Source organism: Legionella sp. PATHC032 (assembly GCF_026191185.1).
In the GTDB taxonomy this organism is placed as follows: Bacteria; Pseudomonadota; Gammaproteobacteria; order Legionellales; family Legionellaceae; genus Legionella.
Map to the genome: position 1 here is coordinate 1,799,997 of NZ_JAPHOV010000001.1, position 21,855 is coordinate 1,821,851.

Sequence of the window (21,855 nt, forward strand, 5' to 3'; positions counted from 1 at the left end):
AATCATGTAAATCTACCCAGCGTTACCGAAAGGAAAGCCGTAAATTAAACTGTTTCAGTTTCCATGCCATCCTTAGCTGGAATCTTTTTTCCTGGTTTTGCCTTCTCACCAAATAACGAGGGACGGCGCAACTCCTCATCGGCAAAATCGTCTACCCTTATGACATCCTGCCTGGCCTGTTCAGCCTCCTCTAGTTGTTTCGCTTCAACAGGAGTCAATATTTGATGCGCAAGCGCTTCCAATATTTGCTCTTGAAAAGTCAATGAATGAAGGATGTTGTCTTTAACAGCCTTCATCACTTTACGTTCCAACTCTTCAACTGCACAAATCTTATGAAATGCTTCCTCCATCCTTCCCAAGGGGCAATTATTCCCTGGCTTCTTATAAACCAATCTCGTGATTCGGTTTCTTGTTTCATTAGGTTCTATCAGTATTCTTGCTACCTTATGACCTAATTTATCATCCGGCTTATGTCTTCTGTTGCCTAGAGGTTTTAGAATAAACGGTAAAATAAATCGTGCCCAGCGTGCCGGAAAATTAATGATTACTCCATGCATAGCCATTTCACACTCATGCAATAACTGTTGACAACTCCAATGAACAACAGGTAAATCGGCACGAGGTTCCCCATCCTCATAAAATCGTTTTAAAACTGCGGAAGCCATATATAAACAACTCAACATGTCACCTAAACGTGCTGATAGTTTTTCTTTTCGCTTTAGCTCACCGCCTAAAACAATCATTGAAAAATCTGCTAAAAAAGCCAGATTGGAACTGTACTTATGAATTAATTGATAATACCTTTTTACTGAACTGGCCGGAGATTTGCTAAAACGAGCATCAGTCCATCCAAAAATAAGTGACTTTGTAAAATTAGTAATAACAAAACCCACATGAGCAAAAAAGGAATCATCAAACGCAACTAAATCATTATTTCTAACACTTTCTAGCTCTTTGAAAACATAAGGATGGCAACGTATCGCCCCTTGTCCAAAAATAATTAAGCTCCTGGTTAAAATATTGGCTCCTTCAACCGTAATACCAATAGGAGAACCTTGATATCCTCTTCCGATATAATTATTTGGTCCAAGACATATTCCTTTGCCACCATGAATATCCATTCCATCCAGTGCAAGTTGTCTCGCTCTTTCAGTAGTATGATACTTTAAAATAGCCCCTGCTACAGAAGGTTTTGCTCCATGATCTATGGCCGCTGCTGCCATAGTTAGAGAAGAATCAATTATATAGGCAGCAGAAGCTATTCTGGCAAGAGGTTCTTCTATCCCCTCGAACTTGCCAATTGGTTGATTGAATTGTTTGCGAATTCTGGCATAGGCACCAGATGCTAAAGCGACTGCTTGTGCGCCTCCACTGGCACTTGATGGCAGTGAGATTGCACGACCCGCGCTCAAGCATTCCATTAACATTCGCCATCCTTGACCAGCCATAGAAGCACCGCCAATCAAATAATCAAGAGGAATAAAAACGTCTTTGCCTTGAGTTGGGCCATTCAAAAACCCTGTATTTAAAGGGAAATGCCTGCGCCCCTTTATAATCCCGGGAGTGGTTGCAGGAATAAGCGCACAAGTAATGCCAATGTCTTCTCCTTTGCCTAGCAGGTTGTCCGGATCAAACATTCTAAATGCCAAACCAATGACTGTCGCCACTGGGCACAAGGTAATGTATCGTTTGTCCCAATTCAAACGAACCCCTAATATGAGCTCACCATTGATCTCCTGCCGACAAACAACACCTTTATCAGGGATAGAAGCCGCATCCGAACCAGCATTAGGCCCTGTCAAGGCAAAACATGGGATCTCTCTCCCATCGGCCAATCTTGGTAAATAATAATCTTTTTGTTCCTCTGTCCCATACTTTAAAAGTAATTCACCAGGTCCCAGTGAATTCGGTACTGAAATGGTTGTAGCAGCAGTAATAGAACGACCATAAATTTTTACCAAAATTGACATCTGAGCAGTAGCGGAAAAGCCAAGTCCACCATACTGCTTTGGAATTATCATTCCCAGAAAACGATTCTCTTTTATAAATTGCCAAACCTCGGGAGGAAGATCCGTTCTATTATGAGTAATATCCCAATCATCTAACATTTCACAGAGGGTATTAACGGGACCATCTATAAAAGCCTGCTCTTCTTCAGTTAATGGTACAGTTGGAGAATTCCTTAAAAGAGAAAAATTAGGGTTACCACTAAATAAATCACCTTCCCAACTCACTGTACCCGCTTCCAATGCCTCTCTTTCAGTAATGGACATGGAAGGCATCTTTTTTTTGATTATTTGAAATAAATGTTTCGATAGTACTTCTCTTCTTAAAGGCTTAATAGAGCCTAAAATTAATACCGCTTCAATTGCCCATAAGACGATTTGCGACAATAAGCCAGGAGAGCCGAACTGCAAAACCAAGCCAAGAAAAATGGTATAACTAATAGCCCATACCGATATAGATGCATGGCGGGTTAATAGCATTCCAGCCACACCAATTGTTGCTAGTATTAATATGAGTTCTGACACAACATTCTCCTTATTATAGGCTAATCCAAATTAAAGAATTTAATAGACTTCTTCCTGGATAACAAAATCAGAAAACCAGTTAAGACATCTAATCAAATTATAGCATCAACAACTTCTATAACTTGCTTTCCAACAGCTTCAGGGTGCTCCATTGGAAATAAATGTGTACCCATAGTTTTAAAACATTTTACATTAAAATGATTTTTCATATATCGAATGTCCATTCTATCAACTACAGTACTCCTGTCACCATAGATCAATGCGGCGGGAACAATAAGTTTACCTTTATAGCGAGGAATAACATGCGGAATTGTTCTATATATTTGATATTCAATATGCCTGTCAAAACGCAAATAATACCCATCCTCTTTATATTCTAAACCATATTTAATATAGTCATTCAAACATTCTTCTGTAAATGTTTTAAATAAATCCCTGGTTTTTAAATAGGAAATTAGTTGTTCATAGTTTTGCCAATGCTCACGCCTTTTCTTTGTTCTAAAAGCTGGAGTTACTCTGTCTATGATACCTAATGCCTTAGCCAATCTGACCATGCTTGATTTAAAAGCGCCAATGAGAGGTGAGTCTAGCATAATGACCGCTTTAAATAATCTCGGCTGCTCTATCGCAGCGAGCAAGCTCAACACCCCTCCCAAAGAATGACCAACTGCAATCACTGGCTGTTCTGCTTGTCGTTTGATGCTCGCAATGATCTCAGCAACCAGGTTATACCAGTTTTCTCCTACAGGATAATCAGGATTATGGCCAATTTTATCTATAAAACAACAGTCAAAACGAGTTTCTAACTGCTCTAATAACTGTTTGTAACATAATGATGGAAATCCATTGCCATGAGCAAAATGGATTAGCTCTCTCATTTGAGCACCATTTTCCTGCTTTCATCTCGGAGACCATAGACACCGTAACTGTAATAGGCTGCCAATAATATCAACAAAATCACTCCAAATCCGGGAAAAATAAAATGAAGCGATAACATGACTACCAAAACTACCAACATTGGCGTTGATGCAACCATCAACAGTCGACTGGATTTTTTAAAGGATATAGTGAACGAAAAAAAGATTTTGGAAAATACTTGTCCTAAAAAGGCAATGACTAGCAATACAGTCACCATAATCGAATATAAAATAGCAACCACGATTGGGTATATCATCAATTGAGAAGCATATTTCAAACCAGTAATCGCATTATCCTGAATAATTTTTTTGCCATCAAATACCACATTCATTTCTTTATCTAATGGCTGAACAATAGGAACTCCTTTCTGTTCATTTACCGGACTGCTACCTAACAACTCTGGTGTTGGCAATAAGAAATTAATACTATTTTTCTTAATCAGAATATTAAGGTAAGGATATGCCTCTGAGAAATCAGTCACTTTCCCTGTTGTGTCGATAATGATTACTACTTGATTCCTATCATTTCTGATTAAATAGGGCATTGGTTTATCAAAAATAACATTACCATTTTGCACATAAACAGTTGGCAGTTGCAGTAAAGGCTCAATGATTTGCTGATTAAACGTTTTATTAAAATCAGAAGCAATTCTTATAGAAAACGGTATTGAACAAATAGCAATAACCAATAATAGATAAATTAAACCAATTCCACGCCAATGTTTTCCGACATCAACAAAAAGTCTCTTTGAATAAAAACACATATACAGTGCTTGCCAATAACTATAGATAGGAGCATCAATTGGTTTTAATTTATTTTTTTCTTTAGCCACGCCACTCTCCCACACGTTTTCCTGTTCTCTCATCAAATACATGCAACTTCAATTTGGGTAGCTCTACATGTAATTGTCTGTTTGAAACCACCTGCTCTGCTGAAATCCTCAAATTAATCTGTTCATTATTCTTTACACATTTTGCCTGAATCAATTTATCAGCCCCCATATCATCAACAAATTCTACATGAAGTTCAACTGCATCTTGATTTTTACTGGAACATAGCTGAATGTGTTCGGGGCGAATTGCCACAATAAGGTCTGCTTTATCATCGACTGAATGAAGCCAATTAGGTGCTGAATACACTATACCTATATTGGTATAAATACTATCCGTTTTCTTATCGTATTTGCCAGAAATAAAATTAATAGGATAGTGCCCGGTAAAACCAGCTACAAACTGCGTAGCCGGACTTTGATACAGTTCTTGTGGTGTTCCAATTTGCTCAACCTCCCCATGATTAAGCACCAAGATTCTATCAGCCATAGTCATCGCTTCGGTTTGATCATGAGTAACATATAAGCTGGTCGTATTAAATTGTTGATGCAATCGTTTAATTTCATGTCGCATTTCAGTTCTTAATTTTGCATCCAGATTAGATAATGGTTCATCAAATAAATAAACTGCAGGAGAGCGCACAATAGCCCTGCCCATTGCTACTCGCTGCTTTTGCCCACCAGACAGTGCTTGCGGCTTTCTGTCCAGATAAGGAGTCAAATGCAATAAGTTTGCTACTTCAGTCACTCTTTTATTAATATCTGCTTTACTGAAACGCCTCAACTTTAAACCATAAGCCATATTGTCAAAGACTGTCATATGAGGATAAAGGGCATAATTTTGAAAAACCATCGCCATATCCCTTTTTGCGGCCTCTGTATGATTAACACATTGATTATTTATAAGTATTTTTCCTGAACTTAAAACATCAAGTCCTGCTATCAATCGTAACAAAGTAGATTTACCACAGCCGGATGGGCCAACAACAACCATGAATTCGCCCTTCTTGATATCAATGTTAATTCGATTCAAAATTGTTGTTTGTCCGACCTGTTTTGACACCTCGATCAAATTCAGTGTTGCCATTATTTCAATCCCTTTTCGAACCAACGTTGCATCAGCATAACCACCATACAAGGTGGGACAAGCGCGATCAATGCAACGGCCATAATATAGTGCCATTCCGGCACTTGATCCGCTACACCTGCCAAATAACGAATTCCCATCACAATAGTCGTCATTTTAGTTTCTGTCGTGATGACTAAAGGCCATAAATATTGATTCCAGCCGTAAACAAACAAGATTACAAACAAGGCGGAAATTTGGACTCTTGACAAGGGCAAGACGATATCAATAAAAAATCTTAATGGGCCTGCGCCATCTAATTTGGCAGCATCAACCAGTTCTTTAGATATGGTTTTAAAAAACTGACGAAATAAAAAAGTTCCAGTTGCTGATGCTAATAGTGGCAAGGTTAGACCAGAAAATGAGTTCAATAGACCAAATGAAGCAATAACTTGAAAAGTGGGCACTATTCTTACTTCCACCGGCAACATCATCGTTGCAAATATCAAGGCAAAACAAGATTTTTTAAAAGGAAAATCAAAATATACCAATGCAAAAGCAGATCCCAAAGCCAGAATGATCTTACCTACTGCGATGATGAAAGCCATAACTAAGCTATTAAACAGCATGGAAGTGATAGGTTCACCTCCTGTTACAGCCAAACCTTCCGTCAGCACACTTTTAATATTTTTGAAAAATGAAGTTCCTGGAATCAATGACAACTGAGAATGCATCATGGCAGTTCCTTCATTGCTTGCAGCAACTACAGCCAAATACAAAGGAGCCATCATTAATCCTATAAATAATAATATTAACCCATGCGACCCAAAACGTTTAAATTGTCTCATTCGTAATGAACCTTTTTTTCAAGGTATTTAAATTGTAATAAGGAAACTGCAATTACAATAATCATTAATAATACAGATTGGGCTGATGAAATTCCCAAATCCATTCCCTCAAAACCATCTTCATACACCTTATAGATTAAGTTAGTTGTGCTATTGCCAGGGCCCCCGTGTGTCATAACTTGAATAATTCCAAATGTATCAAAAAAACCATAAATCAGGTTCATTATTAACAGAAAAAAAGTAGTGGGCGACAGGATTGGGAAAATTATTTGCCAGAATCGTTGCCATACATTAGCACCATCCATGATTGCTGCATCAATTAATGTCTGAGGAACTGCTTTAAGCGCAGCAAAATAAAATAAAAAATTGTAACTAAACTGTTGCCAGCTGGCGGTTAAAATGACAACTACCAAAGCCTGATTTGCATCGTTGACATAATTAAAATGAATTCCCAAAAATTCCAGTGCCTGAGTCAACCATCCTAACGTTGGATGACATAAAAATCGCCACAGTATTGCGGCTACGGCAGGAGCTATTGCATAAGGCCATATCAACAAAGTCTTATAAATTCCTTGGCTTTTTCCTCTATAATTTACTAAAGTAGCCATTAAAAGCCCTAAACTCATAGTTATAAGTGTCACACTACCTGCAATTATAAAAGTAACCCATAGGGCCTTTGCATAAGCGGGATCAAGAAATAAATCAAAGAAATTTGTCAATCCTGCAAAGTGCTTATTCAAACCAAATGCATCAGTATAAAAAAAGGATTGCAGTAAAGCGCTGCAGGCGGGCCAGATAAAAAAAATAACAGTGACAATCAGCTGAGGGACTATAAATAGCCAGGCAAATAAACTTTGATGATTAAATTTAGACATTAACTAACCATATAGTTGTTAAAAAAGATAAGTATCATCGCAATAGTTTAAAATAAAATTATATCGATTTTAAATCATTATGCGAGTTGCAAAAGATATAATATAGTAAATTATCATACTATGCATTCTTACCTTAAAAAGGATCTCACCTTGCATCACATACAAATTAATAATCCTGGACCACATAGTGAATTAGCCCTTGTCGAAGGTCCAAATCCTGGTTTTAATGAATCTCAAATTCTTGTGCGCGTTAAAGCCACCGCATTGAACAGGGCTGATTTGATGCAAAAATATGGTAAATACCCCCCTCCTCCAGGAGAGTCGGATATTCCCGGACTGGAGGTGGCTGGAGAAGTAATAGCCAGTGGATCCAAGGTAAAACAGTTTAAACCGGGCGACCAAATTTATGGTCTTGTAGGAAGTGGAGGTTATGCTGAAATCTGTCCGGTTGAAGCTTCTTTGTCTCATCACATTCCCTCTCATTGGAGTTTTTCACTTGCTGCAGCACTCCCTGAAGCGTTAACCACAGTCTATGCGACCTTGTACGATTTAGGTGCCTTAAGTGCAGGGCAGACATTATTGATTCATGGCGCAGGAAGCGGGATAGCCTCATTAGCCATACAAATGGCTAAATTAACAAACGCCAGAGTAATAACCACAGTCGGTGATTCAAGTAAAATAGAAAAAGCACTGGCCCTGGGCGCGGATCAAGTCATTCATTACAAAGAACAGGATTTTGAATTATTAATTGAGGACAATTCTGTCGATTTAATCATTGACTTTGTTGGTGGTGATTATTTTAACAAACACTTACATTTGCTGAAACCTCAAGGTAAATTAATCCAAATCGCTTGCCTTAAAGGAAGCAAAGTTGAATGCAGTCTGGCATTGCTTATGCAAAAAAGGTTACAAATCATTGGATTTGTACTGAGATCACAAAGCATTAAAGAAAAATCGAGGCTTTGGAAATTGGCTCATGATCATTGGTTTAATGCATTTGAAAATGACAAAATTAAACCAGTAATTGACTCGGAGTTTGAGCTAAATCAAATAGAGACGGCACTGCAACGCATGCAGGACGGCTCTCATTTTGGGAAAATAGTCATTCGCATAGGCAAGTAATCCCAATTTTCACCAATATGTCATCAGCTCGATATTACAAGCACTGACTTTTCGAAACCACCTTGGCAATGCTCAACGAGCTAATGCTTTTTTTTATAGATAAACCAAAAGATTTTCTTACTCTTTATTCTTATTCCTCATGGCTGAACTATGAATATATCTTGAGATATTTAGACTCATTTTGCATTGAGCCTCAAAGTCCGCTCTAATAATTGAGTATAAATTGGCTCATTACGTGCTAATTGCACCACAATCGTTGCAGTAATACAGGAGATCATAAGAGGAAGAATTAGAGAGTAGTTTTTAGTCATTTCAACAACCAATACCACACCAGTAATTGGTGAGCGTACTGCGGCTGCAAAAAGCGCCCCCATACCTGCGACTGCAAACATACCAGGCTCAATTGAAAAATCCATACTCAACCACTGAAATAAATGGAAAAAACCTAATCCAAATAGTGTTCCCAAAGCCAGCATTGGTGCAAAAATACCGCCAGGTACACCACTTGAATAGGATAACATGGTCATGACAAACCTGATTACAATAAGACTGCACAATACACTAAATGCTGGTGACATAGTCAGCGCTTCACTGATAATAACATAACCGCCCCCAACAGTAGCTGGATAAGAGTAGGCCAGATAACCGACTAAAAATCCAACAGCTAATATATAATATTTTTTGTTTTTGGGATTTTGTTTATCCAGCCACCCAACAGTTCTCATAAGTGTGACATTGAATAATAAGCCAATTAACCCCATCAATATTCCAAAAACAAAGAACAGCCACAAAGAGCCGAGAGTGGGTAGTTCAAAAACCTCCATTTGAATAGCTGGTTGTGAGCCTATAATAAGATGCAAAACAATCGTTGCCATGACACAGCAAATAACCACCATTTTAAAATTGGTAAATGAATAATTAAACTGGTTACGCATTTCCTCCATGACAAACAGTACACCAGCCAGAGGAGCATTAAATGCTGCAGCCAAACCGGCTGCAGAACCAGCCGCTATTAAAGTATCTCGGCGGCGGCGTGTAAGTCGAAACAACTCTCCAAGCATCTGCCCGAGATTACCGCCCATCTGAATAGTAGGCCCTTCTCTTCCCATAACCATTTTTGCAGATATGGATAACACACCCCCAAAAAATTTTACGGGTATCAGGCGCTTCCAAAATATTGGCCTCACATGAAGCAAGGTGCCTTCAATTTCTTGCACTCCACTTCCTGCCGCTTCTGGGGCAATGTATTTCACCATCATCCAGGCGAGAAATAACATCATCATGGATACCAAGGCGGAAACGATTCCTACAGGCAGTCCATAACTTTCTGCGATATGAAATAATAGCTCCAACAAATGATCTACTTGTTGAATAGTAAGTTGGAATAAAGAGGCAATTGCTCCTGTTAATATCCCTAATAGAACTGATACAAAATATAAAATCAGTATTTTTTTACCCATTGTCCTTCACCATGTTCATCAAATTGATGATTATTTTTAAACCCACTTGTTCCGATAAGGATAAAATTGTTTCTGGATGAAACTGAACCGCATGCACAGGTAAATACTCATGAGATATTGCCATGATTACATCATCTTCACTTACAGCTGTAACTAATAATTCATTGGGTAAAGCCTCTGATCTGGCATAGAGCGAATGGTATCTTCCGGCTTTAAAACAATCTCCTAAACCTGAGAACAAACCCTTGGTATTTAGTACCCTAATTAATGAAGATTTTCCATGCATAGGATAATCAAGAACATCCAAAACTCCTCCAAAATACTCAACAATACCTTGCAACCCCAAACAGACACCAAATATTGGTATTTTCTTTGAGAGTATCACATCGATTGTTTCTGAAAGCTTAAAATCAATCGGTTTTCCGGGGCCAGGCGATAATACGATCAAATCAAAATGATTATTTTGTAAATAGCCAATCGCCTTGTCATAACGAACAGTAGTAACATCAGCTCCAGTTTGCCTTAAATAGTTTGCCAAAGTATGAACAAAGGAATCTTGATGATCGATCAGTAAAACTTTTTTATTTTTCCCTACCAGAGGGATATCCTCTATTTTCCTTTTGGCCTTTTGCCATGGCTTTTGTAACATGTCTAAAAATGCGGAAGCCTTTAATCTGGTTTCCTCTTCCTCCGCTTCAGGGATAGAGTCATAAAGTAAAGTAGCACCTACTCTAATTTCTGCAATGCCTTTTTCTATTCGCACTGTTCTTAAGACCAACCCCGTATTTAAATTTCCATCAAAACCAAACCATCCTACAGCTCCTGCATACCATTTACGCGGGGCTTTCTCATGTTGTTCAATAAAATTCATAGCCCAAATTTTAGGCGCGCCAGTCACAGTAACAACCCACATATGAGTTAAAAAAGCATCTACCGCATCAAATCCATCTCTTAAAATACCCTCAACATGATCTACTGTATGAATTAATCGCGAATACATTTCAATTTGGCGGCGCCCAATAACTTTCACACTCCCCGCTTCACAAATTCTTGACTTATCATTTCTATCAACATCGGTACACATGGTTAATTCTGATTCTTCTTTCTCTGAATCTAACAGTGTTTGAATATTGTGAGCATCCTCAATAGCATCCGCTCCCCGTTTGATGGTACCAGAGATAGGGCAAGTTTCTACTCTATTACCCTGGACACGAACATACATTTCAGGTGAAGCGCCTACCAGATATTCTTCATCTCCCAAATTAATAAAAAAACCATATGGCGATGGATTTATTTCTCGCATTTGATGAAATAATGTTGAAGGCTTTTCAGCAAAGTGTGTATAGAAAGTTTGACTCGGGACTACTTCAAACAAATCACCGCAAGAAAATTTTTCTTTGGCTTTCTTGACCACTTCGGCATACTCACCTGGTTCGTGATCACAGTTTTTTTCCGGTTTATGAATAGGTTGATATGGTGAATACTTTCCTTCTCTGGACAAAGATTGCGTTGATCGGCCCTGATATTGAAAATCATAGCGTCTAACAAAAGCTTCTTCCTTACGATGATTCACTATATAAATTTCATCAGGTAGATAGAGAACCATATCTCTTTGTGTTTCATTTCTTGGTTTATACCGTTCCAACTGTTCAAATTGATAAATCAGGTCAAACCCAAAAGCACCATATAAACCCAGATAAGAATCCTCTTCTGTTTTAAAAAAATCCAGCAAGAGGCGTATTACACTAAATACTGACGGTTGATGACTTCGTTCTTCCTCGCTAAATACTTTATCAGATGATTTAATTTTTAACTGACACAGTGAGGCTGTTTGGCTAATTATCTCCCAGGAGTCTGTTGTTTTTAATAACGGATAGAGAAAAGATAATAATATTTCACCCCGTTGATTTAATGCCTCTAAACAGATGGTACTATTTTTACAGATCATAACTAATGGGGGATTATAAAAACCCATGTCCCAACAAGTATAGCGCCCTGGATATTCAAAGCTTGAAGCAAATACTGCTCCACGTTGAGAATCAAGACTCTCAAGTAAAAAATCTATGCCTTGTCTATAATCCAACTCTTGTTGAGAAAACTCAACATGAACACCACCGTGAGTTTTATATTGTTGTAACATGAATACCATTCTCTATCGTTTAATTCGTACAAATATTCATTCTACTGTAAAACCACTGTTCTGCAAGAATCTTGTAACATTTCAATCTCATTGCTTTTTCATGTCTTCAATAGACTGCAATTCTTATTTCAAAAAAGGACATTAGTGCAGTCCTGTTTAAACAGATTCCAAGAAACAAGAACGCAAGCCGGCTCAACAGACTATAAAGATAATTAAACTAATACTTCATTTTTAGAACAATACCGCTATAATGTAAGACCCTTATAATTGGATATAGCCATGACTCTCTCTGCTAAAGATCTTGAAAATATTTCAAAATTGGCTTATTTAAATGAAGATTCCGAGCATTCTGCAAAATTAACTCAAGAAGTAAGTGCGATCATGGATTTTGTTGACCAGCTCAAAACAATTGATACAAACCAGGTAGCACCTCTTTTTCATCCCTTGGCACTAAATCAACGTTTAAGGCCAGATGAAATAACCGAAGCGGAATGCCTTGCTGAATTAGAAGCCATGGCGCCATTATTTGAGGATAACTTATATTTGGTTCCCAAGGTGATATCATCGGATAAATAATAATGGAACAATACTCACTGGCTCAATTATCAAAGGCTCTTCATAATCGAGAATTTTCAAGTGTTGAATTAACACAACACTGTATTAACAAAATTCAAAGCAATAAAGACTTGAATGCATTCATCAGCCTTGATGAAGACCAGGCTCTAAAAGAAGCGCAAGCAGCTGATTTGGTACTAAAAAATGGAGAGGGAAAATCCCTGACTGGAATTCCCATGGCTCTCAAAGATTTGTTTTGTACAAAGCGATTAAATACAACTTGCGCTTCGAAAATGCTGGCTAATTTTCAAGCCCCCTACGATGCCACTATTGTCACAAAATTTAAACGAAATGGCGCAATTATTATTGGAAAAACTAATATGGATGAGTTTGCCATGGGTTCTTCTAATGAAAACAGTTATTTCGGTCCGGTAAAAAACCCGTGGGATAAAGAAAGAGTGCCTGGTGGATCATCAGGTGGTTCCGCAACAGCCGTTGCTGCAAACCTGGTTCCTTTTGCAATCGGTTCTGACACCGGCGGCTCAATTCGTCAGCCAGCAGCCTTTTGCGGGATTAGCGGGATAAAACCCACCTATGGATTAGTCTCCCGATACGGAATGGTTGCTTTTGCCTCAAGTCTTGACCAAGCAGGTCCATTTGCCAGGTCAGCTGAAGATCTTGCAGTAATACTTCACTGCATGGCCGGATTTGATAACAGAGATTCGACGTCAGTTGATAGAGTTATACCTGATTATTCAGCAGAAATTAAAAAACCCCTAAACAAAATCCGAATAGGACTTCCTTCCTGCTTTTTTCAACCTCAAGTCGAAAAAGGTATCCAGGATGCGATACATGATGCTGTGAAATTATTTGAGAATCTCGGGGCTGAAATAATTGAAATCGACTTGAAGCTTCAGCCACTTTGGGTGCCATGCTACTATGTTATAGCTTGCGCAGAAGCCTCATCAAACCTTTCGCGATATGATGGCATAAGATTTGGACACCGAAGTAAATCCGCATCAACCTTAATTGAATTAATCACTAACTCTCGAAGTGAAGGTTTTGGTAATGAAGTAAAACGTCGAATTCTAACTGGAACTCATGTGCTCTCATCCGGTTTTTTTGATGCCTATTATTTGCATGCACAAAAAGTCAGGCGTTTGATTCGAGATGAATTAATTACAACTTTAAATTCAGTAGATGTTATCCTTGGACCAACAACACCTACCACCGCTTTTAAACTGGGTGAAAAAATAGATGATCCCATACAAAATTATTTGGCAGATGTATTTACTGTAGCAGCCAATCTCGGAGGCCTACCAGCCGTTTCTATACCAACTGGTTTTGCAAATAAGCTACCAATTGGTTTGCAATTAATGGGCAAGCACTTTAGTGAAAGCCGCTTGCTTGCAATCGCACATGATTATCAGCAACATACCAACTGGCATTTAGCCAATCCTAACAAGCAAGGGTGAGATATGGAATGGGATACCGTCATTGGTCTTGAGGTACATGCTCAATTAAAAACCAAATCAAAACTATTTTCAGGAGCATCTACTGCTTTTGGCGCCATGCCTAATTCGCAAACGAGTTTTATTGATGCTGGTTTGCCTGGTGTTCTACCTGTATTAAATGGACAAGCTATCATAATGGCTATCCAATTTGGTTTGGCAGTTCATGGAACCATTAATGATCTGTCTGTTTTTGAACGTAAGAATTATTTTTATCCTGACTTACCCAAAGGTTATCAAATCAGTCAATATCAAAAACCCATTATCACTAATGGCTATTTAAATATACAGCTTAGTAATAACCTGGAAAAAAAAGTCCATATTGCACGCGCTCATTTAGAAGAAGATGCTGGAAAATCCATGCACGATGCCCATACTGACTATACCGGAATCGATCTCAACAGAGCAGGTACCCCACTATTGGAAATAGTCACAACCCCTTGCTTGTACTCTGCTGAAGAGGCGATTAATTATTTAAAAACGCTGCATCAATTAGTGAGATTCCTAGGAATATGTGATGGCAATATGCAAGAAGGCTCCTTTCGGTGTGACGTCAATCTGTCTATAAAACCTAAAGGCAGCTCAGTTTTAGGCACACGAACAGAGCTTAAGAATCTGAACTCATTTCGTTTTATTGAGAAAGCCATTGCTTATGAACAAGCAAGACATCAAGATATATTGGAAAGTGGCCTTTCAGTCATCCAGGAGACTCGCCTTTACAATCCTGACAATAACACAACTCAGGCGATGAGAGGCAAGGAAAATGAAAATGATTACCGTTATTTTCCAGATCCTGATTTATTACCAATTCATATAGAAAACAAACAAATTGAAGAGATTAAAAACAACCTACCGGATTTACCTGAAGCAATTTATAAAGAGTTAAAAAGCACTCCGTCCCTAAATGATGAAGACATTAATTTCATATTATCATCACCGGATACTTATCAATATTACAAAAAAATTAAATCCCTCTGTCCAGCTTCTGATAAAACAATTATCAACTGGTTAAAAGGCCAATATGCCGCCTTTCTTAATGAGCATAACCTGACCTTTGAAACACCACCAATTTCAGCAAAAACCATGGCTGCTTTCCTTAGTAAAATTCATGAGAAACAAATCTCTTTCAGTATTGCCAAGAATATTTTCAGTATGCTTTGCGCAGGTGAAGAGGATATCGATGTGATTATTGAACGCGAAGGCTACCAACAACAGAATGACAGCTCAGCACTGGAAGAAATAGTTGAGCAAATAATCAAACAATATCCTGAACAAGTCACAGAATACAAAGCCGGTAAAGACAAATTATTAGCTTTTTTTATCGGGCAAGTGATGAAACAAACTAAAGGGAAAGCAAACCCTGGACAGATCAATCTATTATTAAAAAAACATCTTGGATGATGCAATATTTTTATAATTCACAATGAGCATTTATGGTTTTATTGATTGATTACCAGCTATTATCATTGCCTTTTTGTCAGAAGGTATCATGCATTAAGAATAATAATTATTCAATTATAGAAGAATATTAGCACCAATTTTCATTTAGAATTAATTGCATACATGACTTTTTTCCCGGTATTATTTCAAGCTAATTAATTTGTCATTTCCCTAAGGATTTTTGAAATAATGAAAATAAAGTTTTTGTTATCAATGATAGGAATAATAATGAGCACACAATCAGCCTATGCTAAAATTCCTGATAGCCCAACATCAAAAACACAAAATATAAATGACAATAAGAGCTCAAAAAACGCTAATAACTTTTTAAAGAAAATCACGCCTGAATTTGCCTACAGCTACATAGATTTTAACTTTGATTCAACAGCTGGTCTTAATTTCAATCGATACAATGGGCATTCCAATCTTTACTCAATAGGTGCTGATCATATTTCTCCTATACGAAACATCATTGCAGGCCTTTATGTTTTAAACATAGATACTGAAGTGAGTTCTCAATTTCAATTGTTTCCTAATACGCTGATTCCTTCTAGTCTAACTATTCATAACAACACATTATTCGGACATATACGTAAAATATTTACTCCAAAATTTGATGTGGATATTGCGGGTGGTTATGGTCAAAACAGAATAAACTCACAAACTTTGTTAAATCGCGCCATCACAGATATCGCTTTTTCAAAACATACTAATGACAACTGGCTTGCCAGCATCAATGCAGTTTATAGAAAGCGAGGGAAAAAAATATCTCTAAGAACCAATGTGGGCATGTTATACAGCCAAATTAATTCGGGTAGTTATATATTAGCTTTCCAGTCCAACCAACGCGGGCAAATCATAGCGCCTTTAACCACAAAAACAACCTATATTATGGAAGGGACTGAAATCAGTTACAAACTCAATTCAACATTAACTCCTTTTGTTAATGGTGGCTTGATTCAAATAGCAGATTTCACCAATAGCAGACCTATACTTACACAACAAATTAATGGATCTCTGCCTCAGCTCAATATGGATAAAAATGGTTATAAACTTGGTGCTGGTGTTATTTTTAATTATAAACAAATGACTTTAAGGCTTGAAGAAAAATATTACAGTGCAGGAAATATTTTTGAAAGTTATCAAACGACTGCCGGATTGGAGTACCGATTTAATTAGTTAGGTGTATAGTAATTTATTTATTGTTCCTCCATACCAGAGGCACGAAAATTATTTATGTAGTAACATGGAGCAAACATTCATCTGATCTACAAGGCTGAGAAACATTCTTTCTGCCCTTCCTTGGTAGACTATATACTGTTTAATAAAGGGAATGCTCTTTCATCTTTTATTTTAAGAGTAGCAAAAGGATAATTTTCGTGAATAAATTAACTCTTTATTTCGCTCAATTTCTCAATCATATAAAGTGGACTGAATTTTTCTTGGGATTGGCAATAACCCTTTTGGTATTGATAACCTTGCTCTTTAATGCTCCCCCACTAAGCTCACTAATATCCCAAATTGAAGGAAGAATTTATGATCAAATAATCAATCTCAATTGGCATTCAAAACCTGAAAACCTTAAAGTTATTATCATAGATATTGATGATAAATCATTAGAACAAGAAGGAAGATGGCCATGGCCAAGAAATAAAATGGCTGAATTATTAAATAAATTACAAGAGAATGGTGTGGTCACGGTTGGTTTTGATATAGTCATGTCAGAAGCGGAAACGAATTATGCTTTAGTTCTCATAGAAAAACTGAGTCAATTTTCTGGAAAAATGACAGCAGATCAAAAGCAGTTGGTTACCACATTAAATAGCATTGCAAATCAAGTTGATAATGATCAAAAACTTGTTAATGCTTTGGGGAAGAAGAACGCTGTACTGGGTTTTTTTTTTCATAATAGTGAAGATATTAGACAAGGCTCTTTACCGACACCATTAAGAGGTACTGACAACAACCCCCTCCTGGCAAATAAACTGTCAGTGTATCAGTTTACTAATTTCAACAGTAATTTGGCTGCATTTACGGCAGCTGCGACTTCTGGAGGATTTGTTACTAATTTACCCGACAAAGACGGGGTTGTAAGACATGCACTTTTGCTGGCCAATTATAAAAACAACCTCTATCCCAGTTTATCTTTGGCCATAGCAATGAATTACCTCTTAACTGACAAGGTTTCTCTGAAAAAATATAACAGCCAATTATCAGGTATAGAATTAGATGGGCTACAAATCCCAACAAATAGCAAAGGTCAAATTCTTATTCCATTTTGGGGGGGGCCGGGAACACTAAACTATTATTCAGCAACCGATATATTGAACAATCAATTCAATCCCGAGGAATTGGCTGGAAGTATCGCCTTAGTTGGCTCATCCATAACACTCTTATCTGATTTACACCATACACCAGTTGCCCAATTATTTCCTGGAGTTGAAATCGTGGGCAATATAGTAAAAGGGCTGGTGGAACAAAAAATTCCCCAAGAATTTGACTGGGAATCATTGAAGGGCAAACTTTATTTAGTAATTTTTGGCTTGCTATTTGCACTTATATTTTCTTTTTTTGGTATATTTGGCAAATTATTAATCTTTTTGATAACGGCCGTAGTAATATTGACTAGCACTGTTGTCATGTTCGTATTCTACAATAATTACATCCCCCCTGCATTTTTATTAACCATCACAACCCTGCAAACTTTTGTTAATTTTTTCTATTCATATGTCATTGAAAAGCGGCAAAAAAGACGAATAAGTGAATTGTTTGGTCAATACGTACCAAAGGAATACGTCAAAGAATTAATAGAGCATCCCGAACACTACACCATGGAAGGGCTGAATCGTGAAATGACAGTTCTGTTTACTGACATACGCAACTTCACAACAATTAGTGAAACACTTGGTGCAGGCGGTGTAAAACTGTTGTTAAATTCATTTTTCACCCCAATGACCAAAATCATTTTTGAGCATAGAGGAACCATTGATAAATACGTTGGAGATATGATAGTAGCATTCTGGGGAGCACCAATAGAAGACAAGGAGCATGCGAGTCACGCCGTTTTGTGTTCTCTTTCCTGCTTTGAGCACTTGCCCAAAATTAATGCCAATTTATTGGAGCATGGGCTGCCGCAAGTTAATATTGGAATAGGTATAGCAACTGGGCCTATGAACGTTGGTGACATGGGTTCTGAGTTTCGTCGAGCCTATACTGTTCTTGGCGATACCGTTAACCTCGCATCCAGGTTAGAGAGTCTAACCAAATTCTATCAAGTGAATATCCTGGTAAGTGACAAAACTCGCTCTCACCTGGATAGCATATTATGGCGTACCGTAGACAAAGTGGAAGTCAAAGGTCGTAAAAGTCCATTGACTATTTACCAACCTCTAGGTATTGTTGAACAAGCCTCTGCAAGACTTCTGCAGGAGCAGGAAAAATACGAAACGGCATTAGCTCACTATTACAATCAGGATTGGCTTGTCGCTGAGAATATCTTCAATGAGTTAAAAAATGTAAACCCTAAAATTTATTTGTACCAAATGTATTTGGAAAGAATAGCGACCTTCAAAAAAAAGCGGCCTTCGCCTGACTGGGATGGGGTGTATGTTCATAGAAGCAAGTAAGATCAAGAAGAAACTTTCAATACTGCAATAGGAAGGATTATGAAAACAATTAGGCTGTTTATGTTATCAATAATTGCACATTTTTTATTGACCTGCTCAGTAATTCATGACGTTTGGGCTGAAAAAACCCTAAATCCCGAAAAACTGGCAAATACCACAATCACATTAATTTCTAATAATCAAAATGCCTCAATTGCTAACTGCTCACTTCAATCAGTCACAAGTTGTACCATACTTCTTCATCTTGCTAACCCTGGTACCCCAGGAATTCTCCATGTGACTAACCACTCCTCTTTTGTTACAGCAACCAATATTGAGGCTATACTACCAAGTTCACTAGAGTTTCTTGTGGATATGATTGAAAGCGGTTGTGATGTAGTTCCACCTGGAAGTACCTGCTCAATCTATTTCTATCCTGTAAGTGGCCCTATTTCTCCGCAACCAGTTCAGTTAATTGGCGACAATATAAGAACTGCTACATTTTATCTTGGTATAGAGATGTGATATCCAGTAGGAAGAACTCATGAAAAAATTGATTTATATTAGTCTAATTTTTGTTATAAGCAATGCGTTTGCTCAACCAGCAGCCACAGTATTATTTGCCAAACAAAAAGTCATATCACTCAGAGAAGGTAAAGAATACTCACTCTCTCGAGGCTCTCAATTGGAGCCAGGAGACACTGTTGTTACGGGGGCAGGCGCACTCATTAACATCAAATATAAAAATGGAACCTTGGTAAATATTGGTGAGAACTCCAGATATAAAATTCTAGCCTTTTCCCCAAATCCATCTGATGTTCAAATTAAAGCTGAATTATCTCAAGGAAAAATAAAGTTTAAAACCACAGGCAAATCAAATGAAAGTCTGAAAACCCCGGTGATAGCGATGGCAATTACAGGCACATCTGCCGAAATATTTGTAAAATCTGATAAACAAACTTATTTAAATTTGCTAGAAGGAAATATAAATAATTATGCTCCTGGGAGTTACATTGCTACACCACAGGGAGTTGTAGCAGGTGCCTTTCCTGCTGAGGGCCAGGTAAACACTCCAGCTGGCACAGATGGAAGCATCTCTGATACTGAAACCATTGAAACTATCTCCTCAGAATCTGCAGATGCTACAGATACAACAGATGCAACAGACACTGCCGATGCAACGGATACCGCCGATAGCGCTCAAGAGGCGTCTGATGCTGTGGGATTTATTGAGTCGGCTCAAGTAGTGGATCAAGCGACTACTGATTCAATAGAGGAAGAAATTGAAAGTGAAATAGCTGAGATTTCCCTGGAATGTATAAGTGTTATATAGCTTGGCATGTCATTTTTGTATGATGACTTTATCCTTTTTTCATATATAAAATAAAAGCATATAATGATATGCATTGACATAGAATATGGATAAGAGTCGGTCGATAAGCCGGGTTCTGTCGTGGGCAACCATTCATCTGGGACATGCGTCACCGCATGCCTCAAGCGACCTACCCGAATCCCGTATGGGCCATACGTTATGACTTTGCAGTCAAATGGATTCCTATTTGGTCTTGCTCCGAGCGGGGTTTTCCCTGCCACGATTGTTACCAATCGCGCGGTGCGCTCTTACCGCACCATTTCACCCTTACCTACGACTCCAAAAGGAATAGCAGGCGGTATATTTTCTGTGGCACTTTCCGTAGGCTCACACCTCCCAGGAGTTACCTGGCACTCTGCCCTATGGAGCCCGGACTTTCCTCCCCTTGCTATTAAGCAAAGAGCGATTGCCTGACCGACTCTGACTTCAATATTAGCAGAGTGCACAGGCAAAGGCCATAATTAACGATGAATTTCTATTAGAATACCGCGAAAAATAACTGAACTTGGAAAGTAGTAGCTATATAACTGGATTAAAAGTCACGAGTACCAATGAATTCATCATCAAAATAACGCTTTAATTTAGTGCGCAAAGTACCACGACTTACACCAAGCACTCGGGCAGCTTTTGATTGATTGTATCGAGTTAATTCCATAACAGTCCGGAATAAAGGGGCTTCTACTTCCTCAACAATCAATTGATATAAGTTTAAATTAGCATCTTTACTACCGACACTTGTTAAATAACCTTTAACTGCACTAATCACTTGATGTGACAAGGCATCGTTACCTTGTGTCACTTGTTGCATAACTGCACTCATTTTAATCTCCTAATACAAAATTAATGAACATAAATCATGTCCAGCACATTAATTTGGCTCTAACACCATGACCGATATAATATCAAATATCCCAAAGAGTGTAAACATTGTTTTAATGATATTCATTTATTAAGGAATTATTAAGTCATTATTGTATCATTTTAGTTAGGCTTGTAAAAATAATTGCATTTATTTTTCTAAAAATTTACTTTTGAAATAATAATTAATAAACATGAAAGGAGTAATCACTGCTTTTATAATCAGAAATTTTTTGGGGATTAATAATTTAACTAATAAAAAGAGTATAAAACCATGAGGCTGGATATTGCGACTGCCCTTCAAGCCAGCCGCTTATTGATAATATTAAGGAAGCATCGTGGATTTTCTGCTTATTTTATTGACTCACAGTAAAGCTCTCTCCACAACCACATTGCCCCGTCTGATTGGGATTATTAAAAATGAATTTATAATTTAAACCTTGTTTCACATAATCAACTTTCATATTTTTAAGAAATGGATAACTTGTTTTATCAACGCATACCAGATAATCTTTAGATAAAAAAGCTATCATATCTCCTTCTGAAGGTTCTTTTACATAATCCACTACATAAGATAATCCCGAGCATCCCGTCTTTTTTACAGACAATCTTACCCCCTTGTTTCCTGGATTTTTCTCCAGATAGGAGACCAGGTGCTTTATTGCCGATTCACTGAAAGTGATGTTGGGGTTCGTGCTGCTCGCTTGTTGTATTTCTACACTCAT

The 21,855-nt window shown here is 37.7% G+C and carries 18 protein-coding genes and 1 other RNA gene; 8 read left to right on the forward strand and 11 right to left on the reverse strand.

What is annotated here, in order from left to right; all coding sequences use genetic code 11:
- Window positions 1-44 precede the first annotated feature (44 nt).
- The 6 genes from OQJ02_RS08115 to OQJ02_RS08140 form a co-directional block, all read right to left on the reverse strand.
- Window positions 45-2,531, reverse strand: a complete 2,487-nt coding sequence (locus OQJ02_RS08115; protein WP_265718701.1) for an acyl-CoA dehydrogenase — start codon at window positions 2,529-2,531, stop codon at window positions 45-47.
- 92 nt (window positions 2,532-2,623) lie between these two features.
- A complete protein-coding gene (locus OQJ02_RS08120; RefSeq protein ID WP_265718702.1) occupies window positions 2,624-3,409 on the reverse strand; it encodes an alpha/beta fold hydrolase in 786 nt (261 codons plus the stop codon).
- Window positions 3,406-4,323, reverse strand: coding sequence for a DUF1189 family protein (locus OQJ02_RS08125; RefSeq protein WP_265718703.1), 918 nt, complete (start codon window positions 4,321-4,323; stop codon window positions 3,406-3,408). Before OQJ02_RS08125 ends, OQJ02_RS08120 begins: the two co-directional genes overlap by 4 nt.
- A complete protein-coding gene (locus tag OQJ02_RS08130) occupies window positions 4,274-5,365 on the reverse strand; it encodes an ABC transporter ATP-binding protein (protein ID WP_265719812.1) in 1,092 nt (363 codons plus the stop codon). Before OQJ02_RS08130 ends, OQJ02_RS08125 begins: the two co-directional genes overlap by 50 nt.
- Window positions 5,365-6,192, reverse strand: coding sequence for a sn-glycerol-3-phosphate ABC transporter permease UgpE (gene ugpE / locus OQJ02_RS08135; protein ID WP_265718704.1), 828 nt, complete (start codon window positions 6,190-6,192; stop codon window positions 5,365-5,367). The genes OQJ02_RS08130 and ugpE overlap by 1 nt, the downstream gene beginning before the upstream one ends.
- Complete coding sequence (locus OQJ02_RS08140; protein WP_265718705.1) at window positions 6,189-7,067, reverse strand: ABC transporter permease subunit; 879 nt, start codon at window positions 7,065-7,067, stop codon at window positions 6,189-6,191. Before OQJ02_RS08140 ends, ugpE begins: the two co-directional genes overlap by 4 nt.
- A gap of 120 nt (window positions 7,068-7,187) precedes the next feature.
- Here OQJ02_RS08140 and OQJ02_RS08145 point away from each other — a divergent pair, with 120 nt between their 5' ends.
- Window positions 7,188-8,189 (forward strand): NAD(P)H-quinone oxidoreductase, encoded by a 1,002-nt coding sequence (locus tag OQJ02_RS08145; protein WP_416209887.1) that lies wholly within the window; start codon window positions 7,188-7,190, stop codon window positions 8,187-8,189.
- 176 nt (window positions 8,190-8,365) lie between these two features.
- Here OQJ02_RS08145 and clcA read toward each other — a convergent pair whose 3' ends face one another.
- Together clcA and OQJ02_RS08155 are read right to left on the reverse strand one after the other, a co-directional pair.
- Window positions 8,366-9,649 carry a H(+)/Cl(-) exchange transporter ClcA gene (clcA, locus tag OQJ02_RS08150; protein ID WP_265718707.1) on the reverse strand — a complete coding sequence of 428 codons (1,284 nt, stop codon included), beginning with the start codon at window positions 9,647-9,649 and terminating at the stop codon, window positions 8,366-8,368.
- The gene (locus tag OQJ02_RS08155; RefSeq protein WP_265718708.1) at window positions 9,642-11,789 is read right to left on the reverse strand and encodes an anthranilate synthase component I; all 2,148 of its coding nucleotides are present in this window, start codon (window positions 11,787-11,789) and stop codon (window positions 9,642-9,644) included. Before OQJ02_RS08155 ends, clcA begins: the two co-directional genes overlap by 8 nt.
- A 279-nt stretch (window positions 11,790-12,068) precedes the next feature.
- Between OQJ02_RS08155 and gatC the strand changes: the two genes are divergently transcribed.
- The 7 genes from gatC to OQJ02_RS08190 all read left to right on the forward strand — a co-directional run bounded on the left by gatC (window position 12,069) and on the right by OQJ02_RS08190 (window position 20,233).
- Window positions 12,069-12,365, forward strand: a complete 297-nt coding sequence (gatC, locus tag OQJ02_RS08160) for an Asp-tRNA(Asn)/Glu-tRNA(Gln) amidotransferase subunit GatC (protein ID WP_265718709.1) — start codon at window positions 12,069-12,071, stop codon at window positions 12,363-12,365.
- Between the two features lie 2 nt (window positions 12,366-12,367).
- A complete protein-coding gene (gene gatA, locus OQJ02_RS08165) occupies window positions 12,368-13,819 on the forward strand; it encodes an Asp-tRNA(Asn)/Glu-tRNA(Gln) amidotransferase subunit GatA (RefSeq protein ID WP_265718710.1) in 1,452 nt (483 codons plus the stop codon).
- A 3-nt stretch (window positions 13,820-13,822) separates the two neighbouring features.
- Window positions 13,823-15,256 carry an Asp-tRNA(Asn)/Glu-tRNA(Gln) amidotransferase subunit GatB gene (gene gatB, locus OQJ02_RS08170; protein ID WP_265718711.1) on the forward strand — a complete coding sequence of 478 codons (1,434 nt, stop codon included), beginning with the start codon at window positions 13,823-13,825 and terminating at the stop codon, window positions 15,254-15,256.
- A 228-nt stretch (window positions 15,257-15,484) separates the two neighbouring features.
- Window positions 15,485-16,474 carry an autotransporter outer membrane beta-barrel domain-containing protein gene (locus OQJ02_RS08175; RefSeq protein WP_322783381.1) on the forward strand — a complete coding sequence of 330 codons (990 nt, stop codon included), beginning with the start codon at window positions 15,485-15,487 and terminating at the stop codon, window positions 16,472-16,474.
- 200 nt (window positions 16,475-16,674) lie between these two features.
- Entirely contained in the window at window positions 16,675-18,921 is a 2,247-nt protein-coding gene (locus OQJ02_RS08180; RefSeq protein ID WP_265718713.1) for a CHASE2 domain-containing protein, read from the forward strand.
- 39 nt (window positions 18,922-18,960) lie between these two features.
- Window positions 18,961-19,425, forward strand: a complete 465-nt coding sequence (locus OQJ02_RS08185; protein WP_027264653.1) for a hypothetical protein — start codon at window positions 18,961-18,963, stop codon at window positions 19,423-19,425.
- A 19-nt stretch (window positions 19,426-19,444) separates the two neighbouring features.
- A complete protein-coding gene (locus tag OQJ02_RS08190; protein WP_265718714.1) occupies window positions 19,445-20,233 on the forward strand; it encodes a FecR family protein in 789 nt (262 codons plus the stop codon).
- An 88-nt stretch (window positions 20,234-20,321) separates the two neighbouring features.
- Here the strand turns inward: OQJ02_RS08190 and rnpB are convergent.
- The 3 genes from rnpB to OQJ02_RS08205 form a co-directional block, all read right to left on the reverse strand.
- An RNA gene (gene rnpB / locus OQJ02_RS08195) (RNase P RNA component class A) lies at window positions 20,322-20,694 on the reverse strand.
- Window positions 20,695-20,804: 110 nt separating this feature from the next.
- Window positions 20,805-21,092 carry a helix-turn-helix domain-containing protein gene (locus OQJ02_RS08200; protein ID WP_010947469.1) on the reverse strand — a complete coding sequence of 96 codons (288 nt, stop codon included), beginning with the start codon at window positions 21,090-21,092 and terminating at the stop codon, window positions 20,805-20,807.
- A gap of 394 nt (window positions 21,093-21,486) precedes the next feature.
- The gene (locus OQJ02_RS08205) at window positions 21,487-21,855 is read right to left on the reverse strand and encodes a HesB/IscA family protein (protein WP_265718715.1); all 369 of its coding nucleotides are present in this window, start codon (window positions 21,853-21,855) and stop codon (window positions 21,487-21,489) included.

Excerpts from the sequence above, each read along its gene's own strand:
- OQJ02_RS08155 (WP_265718708.1), bottom strand. The coding sequence starts at position 11,789 with ATGTTACAACAATATAAAACTCACGGTGGTGTTCATGTTGAGTTTTCT.
- OQJ02_RS08125 (WP_265718703.1), bottom strand. The coding sequence starts at position 4,323 with ATGTATTTGATGAGAGAACAGGAAAACGTGTGGGAGAGTGGCGTGGCT.
- OQJ02_RS08190 (WP_265718714.1), top strand. The coding sequence starts at position 19,445 with ATGAAAAAATTGATTTATATTAGTCTAATTTTTGTTATAAGCAATGCG.
- gatB (WP_265718711.1), top strand. The coding sequence starts at position 13,823 with ATGGAATGGGATACCGTCATTGGTCTTGAGGTACATGCTCAATTAAAA.
- gatC (WP_265718709.1), top strand. The coding sequence starts at position 12,069 with ATGACTCTCTCTGCTAAAGATCTTGAAAATATTTCAAAATTGGCTTAT.
- clcA (WP_265718707.1), bottom strand. The coding sequence starts at position 9,649 with ATGGGTAAAAAAATACTGATTTTATATTTTGTATCAGTTCTATTAGGG.
- OQJ02_RS08145 (WP_416209887.1), top strand. The coding sequence starts at position 7,188 with ATGCATTCTTACCTTAAAAAGGATCTCACCTTGCATCACATACAAATT.
- gatA (WP_265718710.1), top strand. The coding sequence starts at position 12,368 with ATGGAACAATACTCACTGGCTCAATTATCAAAGGCTCTTCATAATCGA.
- OQJ02_RS08175 (WP_322783381.1), top strand. The coding sequence starts at position 15,485 with ATGAAAATAAAGTTTTTGTTATCAATGATAGGAATAATAATGAGCACA.
- OQJ02_RS08205 (WP_265718715.1), bottom strand. The coding sequence starts at position 21,855 with ATGAGTGTAGAAATACAACAAGCGAGCAGCACGAACCCCAACATCACT.
- OQJ02_RS08185 (WP_027264653.1), top strand. The coding sequence starts at position 18,961 with ATGAAAACAATTAGGCTGTTTATGTTATCAATAATTGCACATTTTTTA.
- OQJ02_RS08140 (WP_265718705.1), bottom strand. The coding sequence starts at position 7,067 with ATGTCTAAATTTAATCATCAAAGTTTATTTGCCTGGCTATTTATAGTC.
- OQJ02_RS08130 (WP_265719812.1), bottom strand. The coding sequence starts at position 5,365 with ATGGCAACACTGAATTTGATCGAGGTGTCAAAACAGGTCGGACAAACA.
- OQJ02_RS08200 (WP_010947469.1), bottom strand. The coding sequence starts at position 21,092 with ATGAGTGCAGTTATGCAACAAGTGACACAAGGTAACGATGCCTTGTCA.
- OQJ02_RS08120 (WP_265718702.1), bottom strand. The coding sequence starts at position 3,409 with ATGAGAGAGCTAATCCATTTTGCTCATGGCAATGGATTTCCATCATTA.
- ugpE (WP_265718704.1), bottom strand. The coding sequence starts at position 6,192 with ATGAGACAATTTAAACGTTTTGGGTCGCATGGGTTAATATTATTATTT.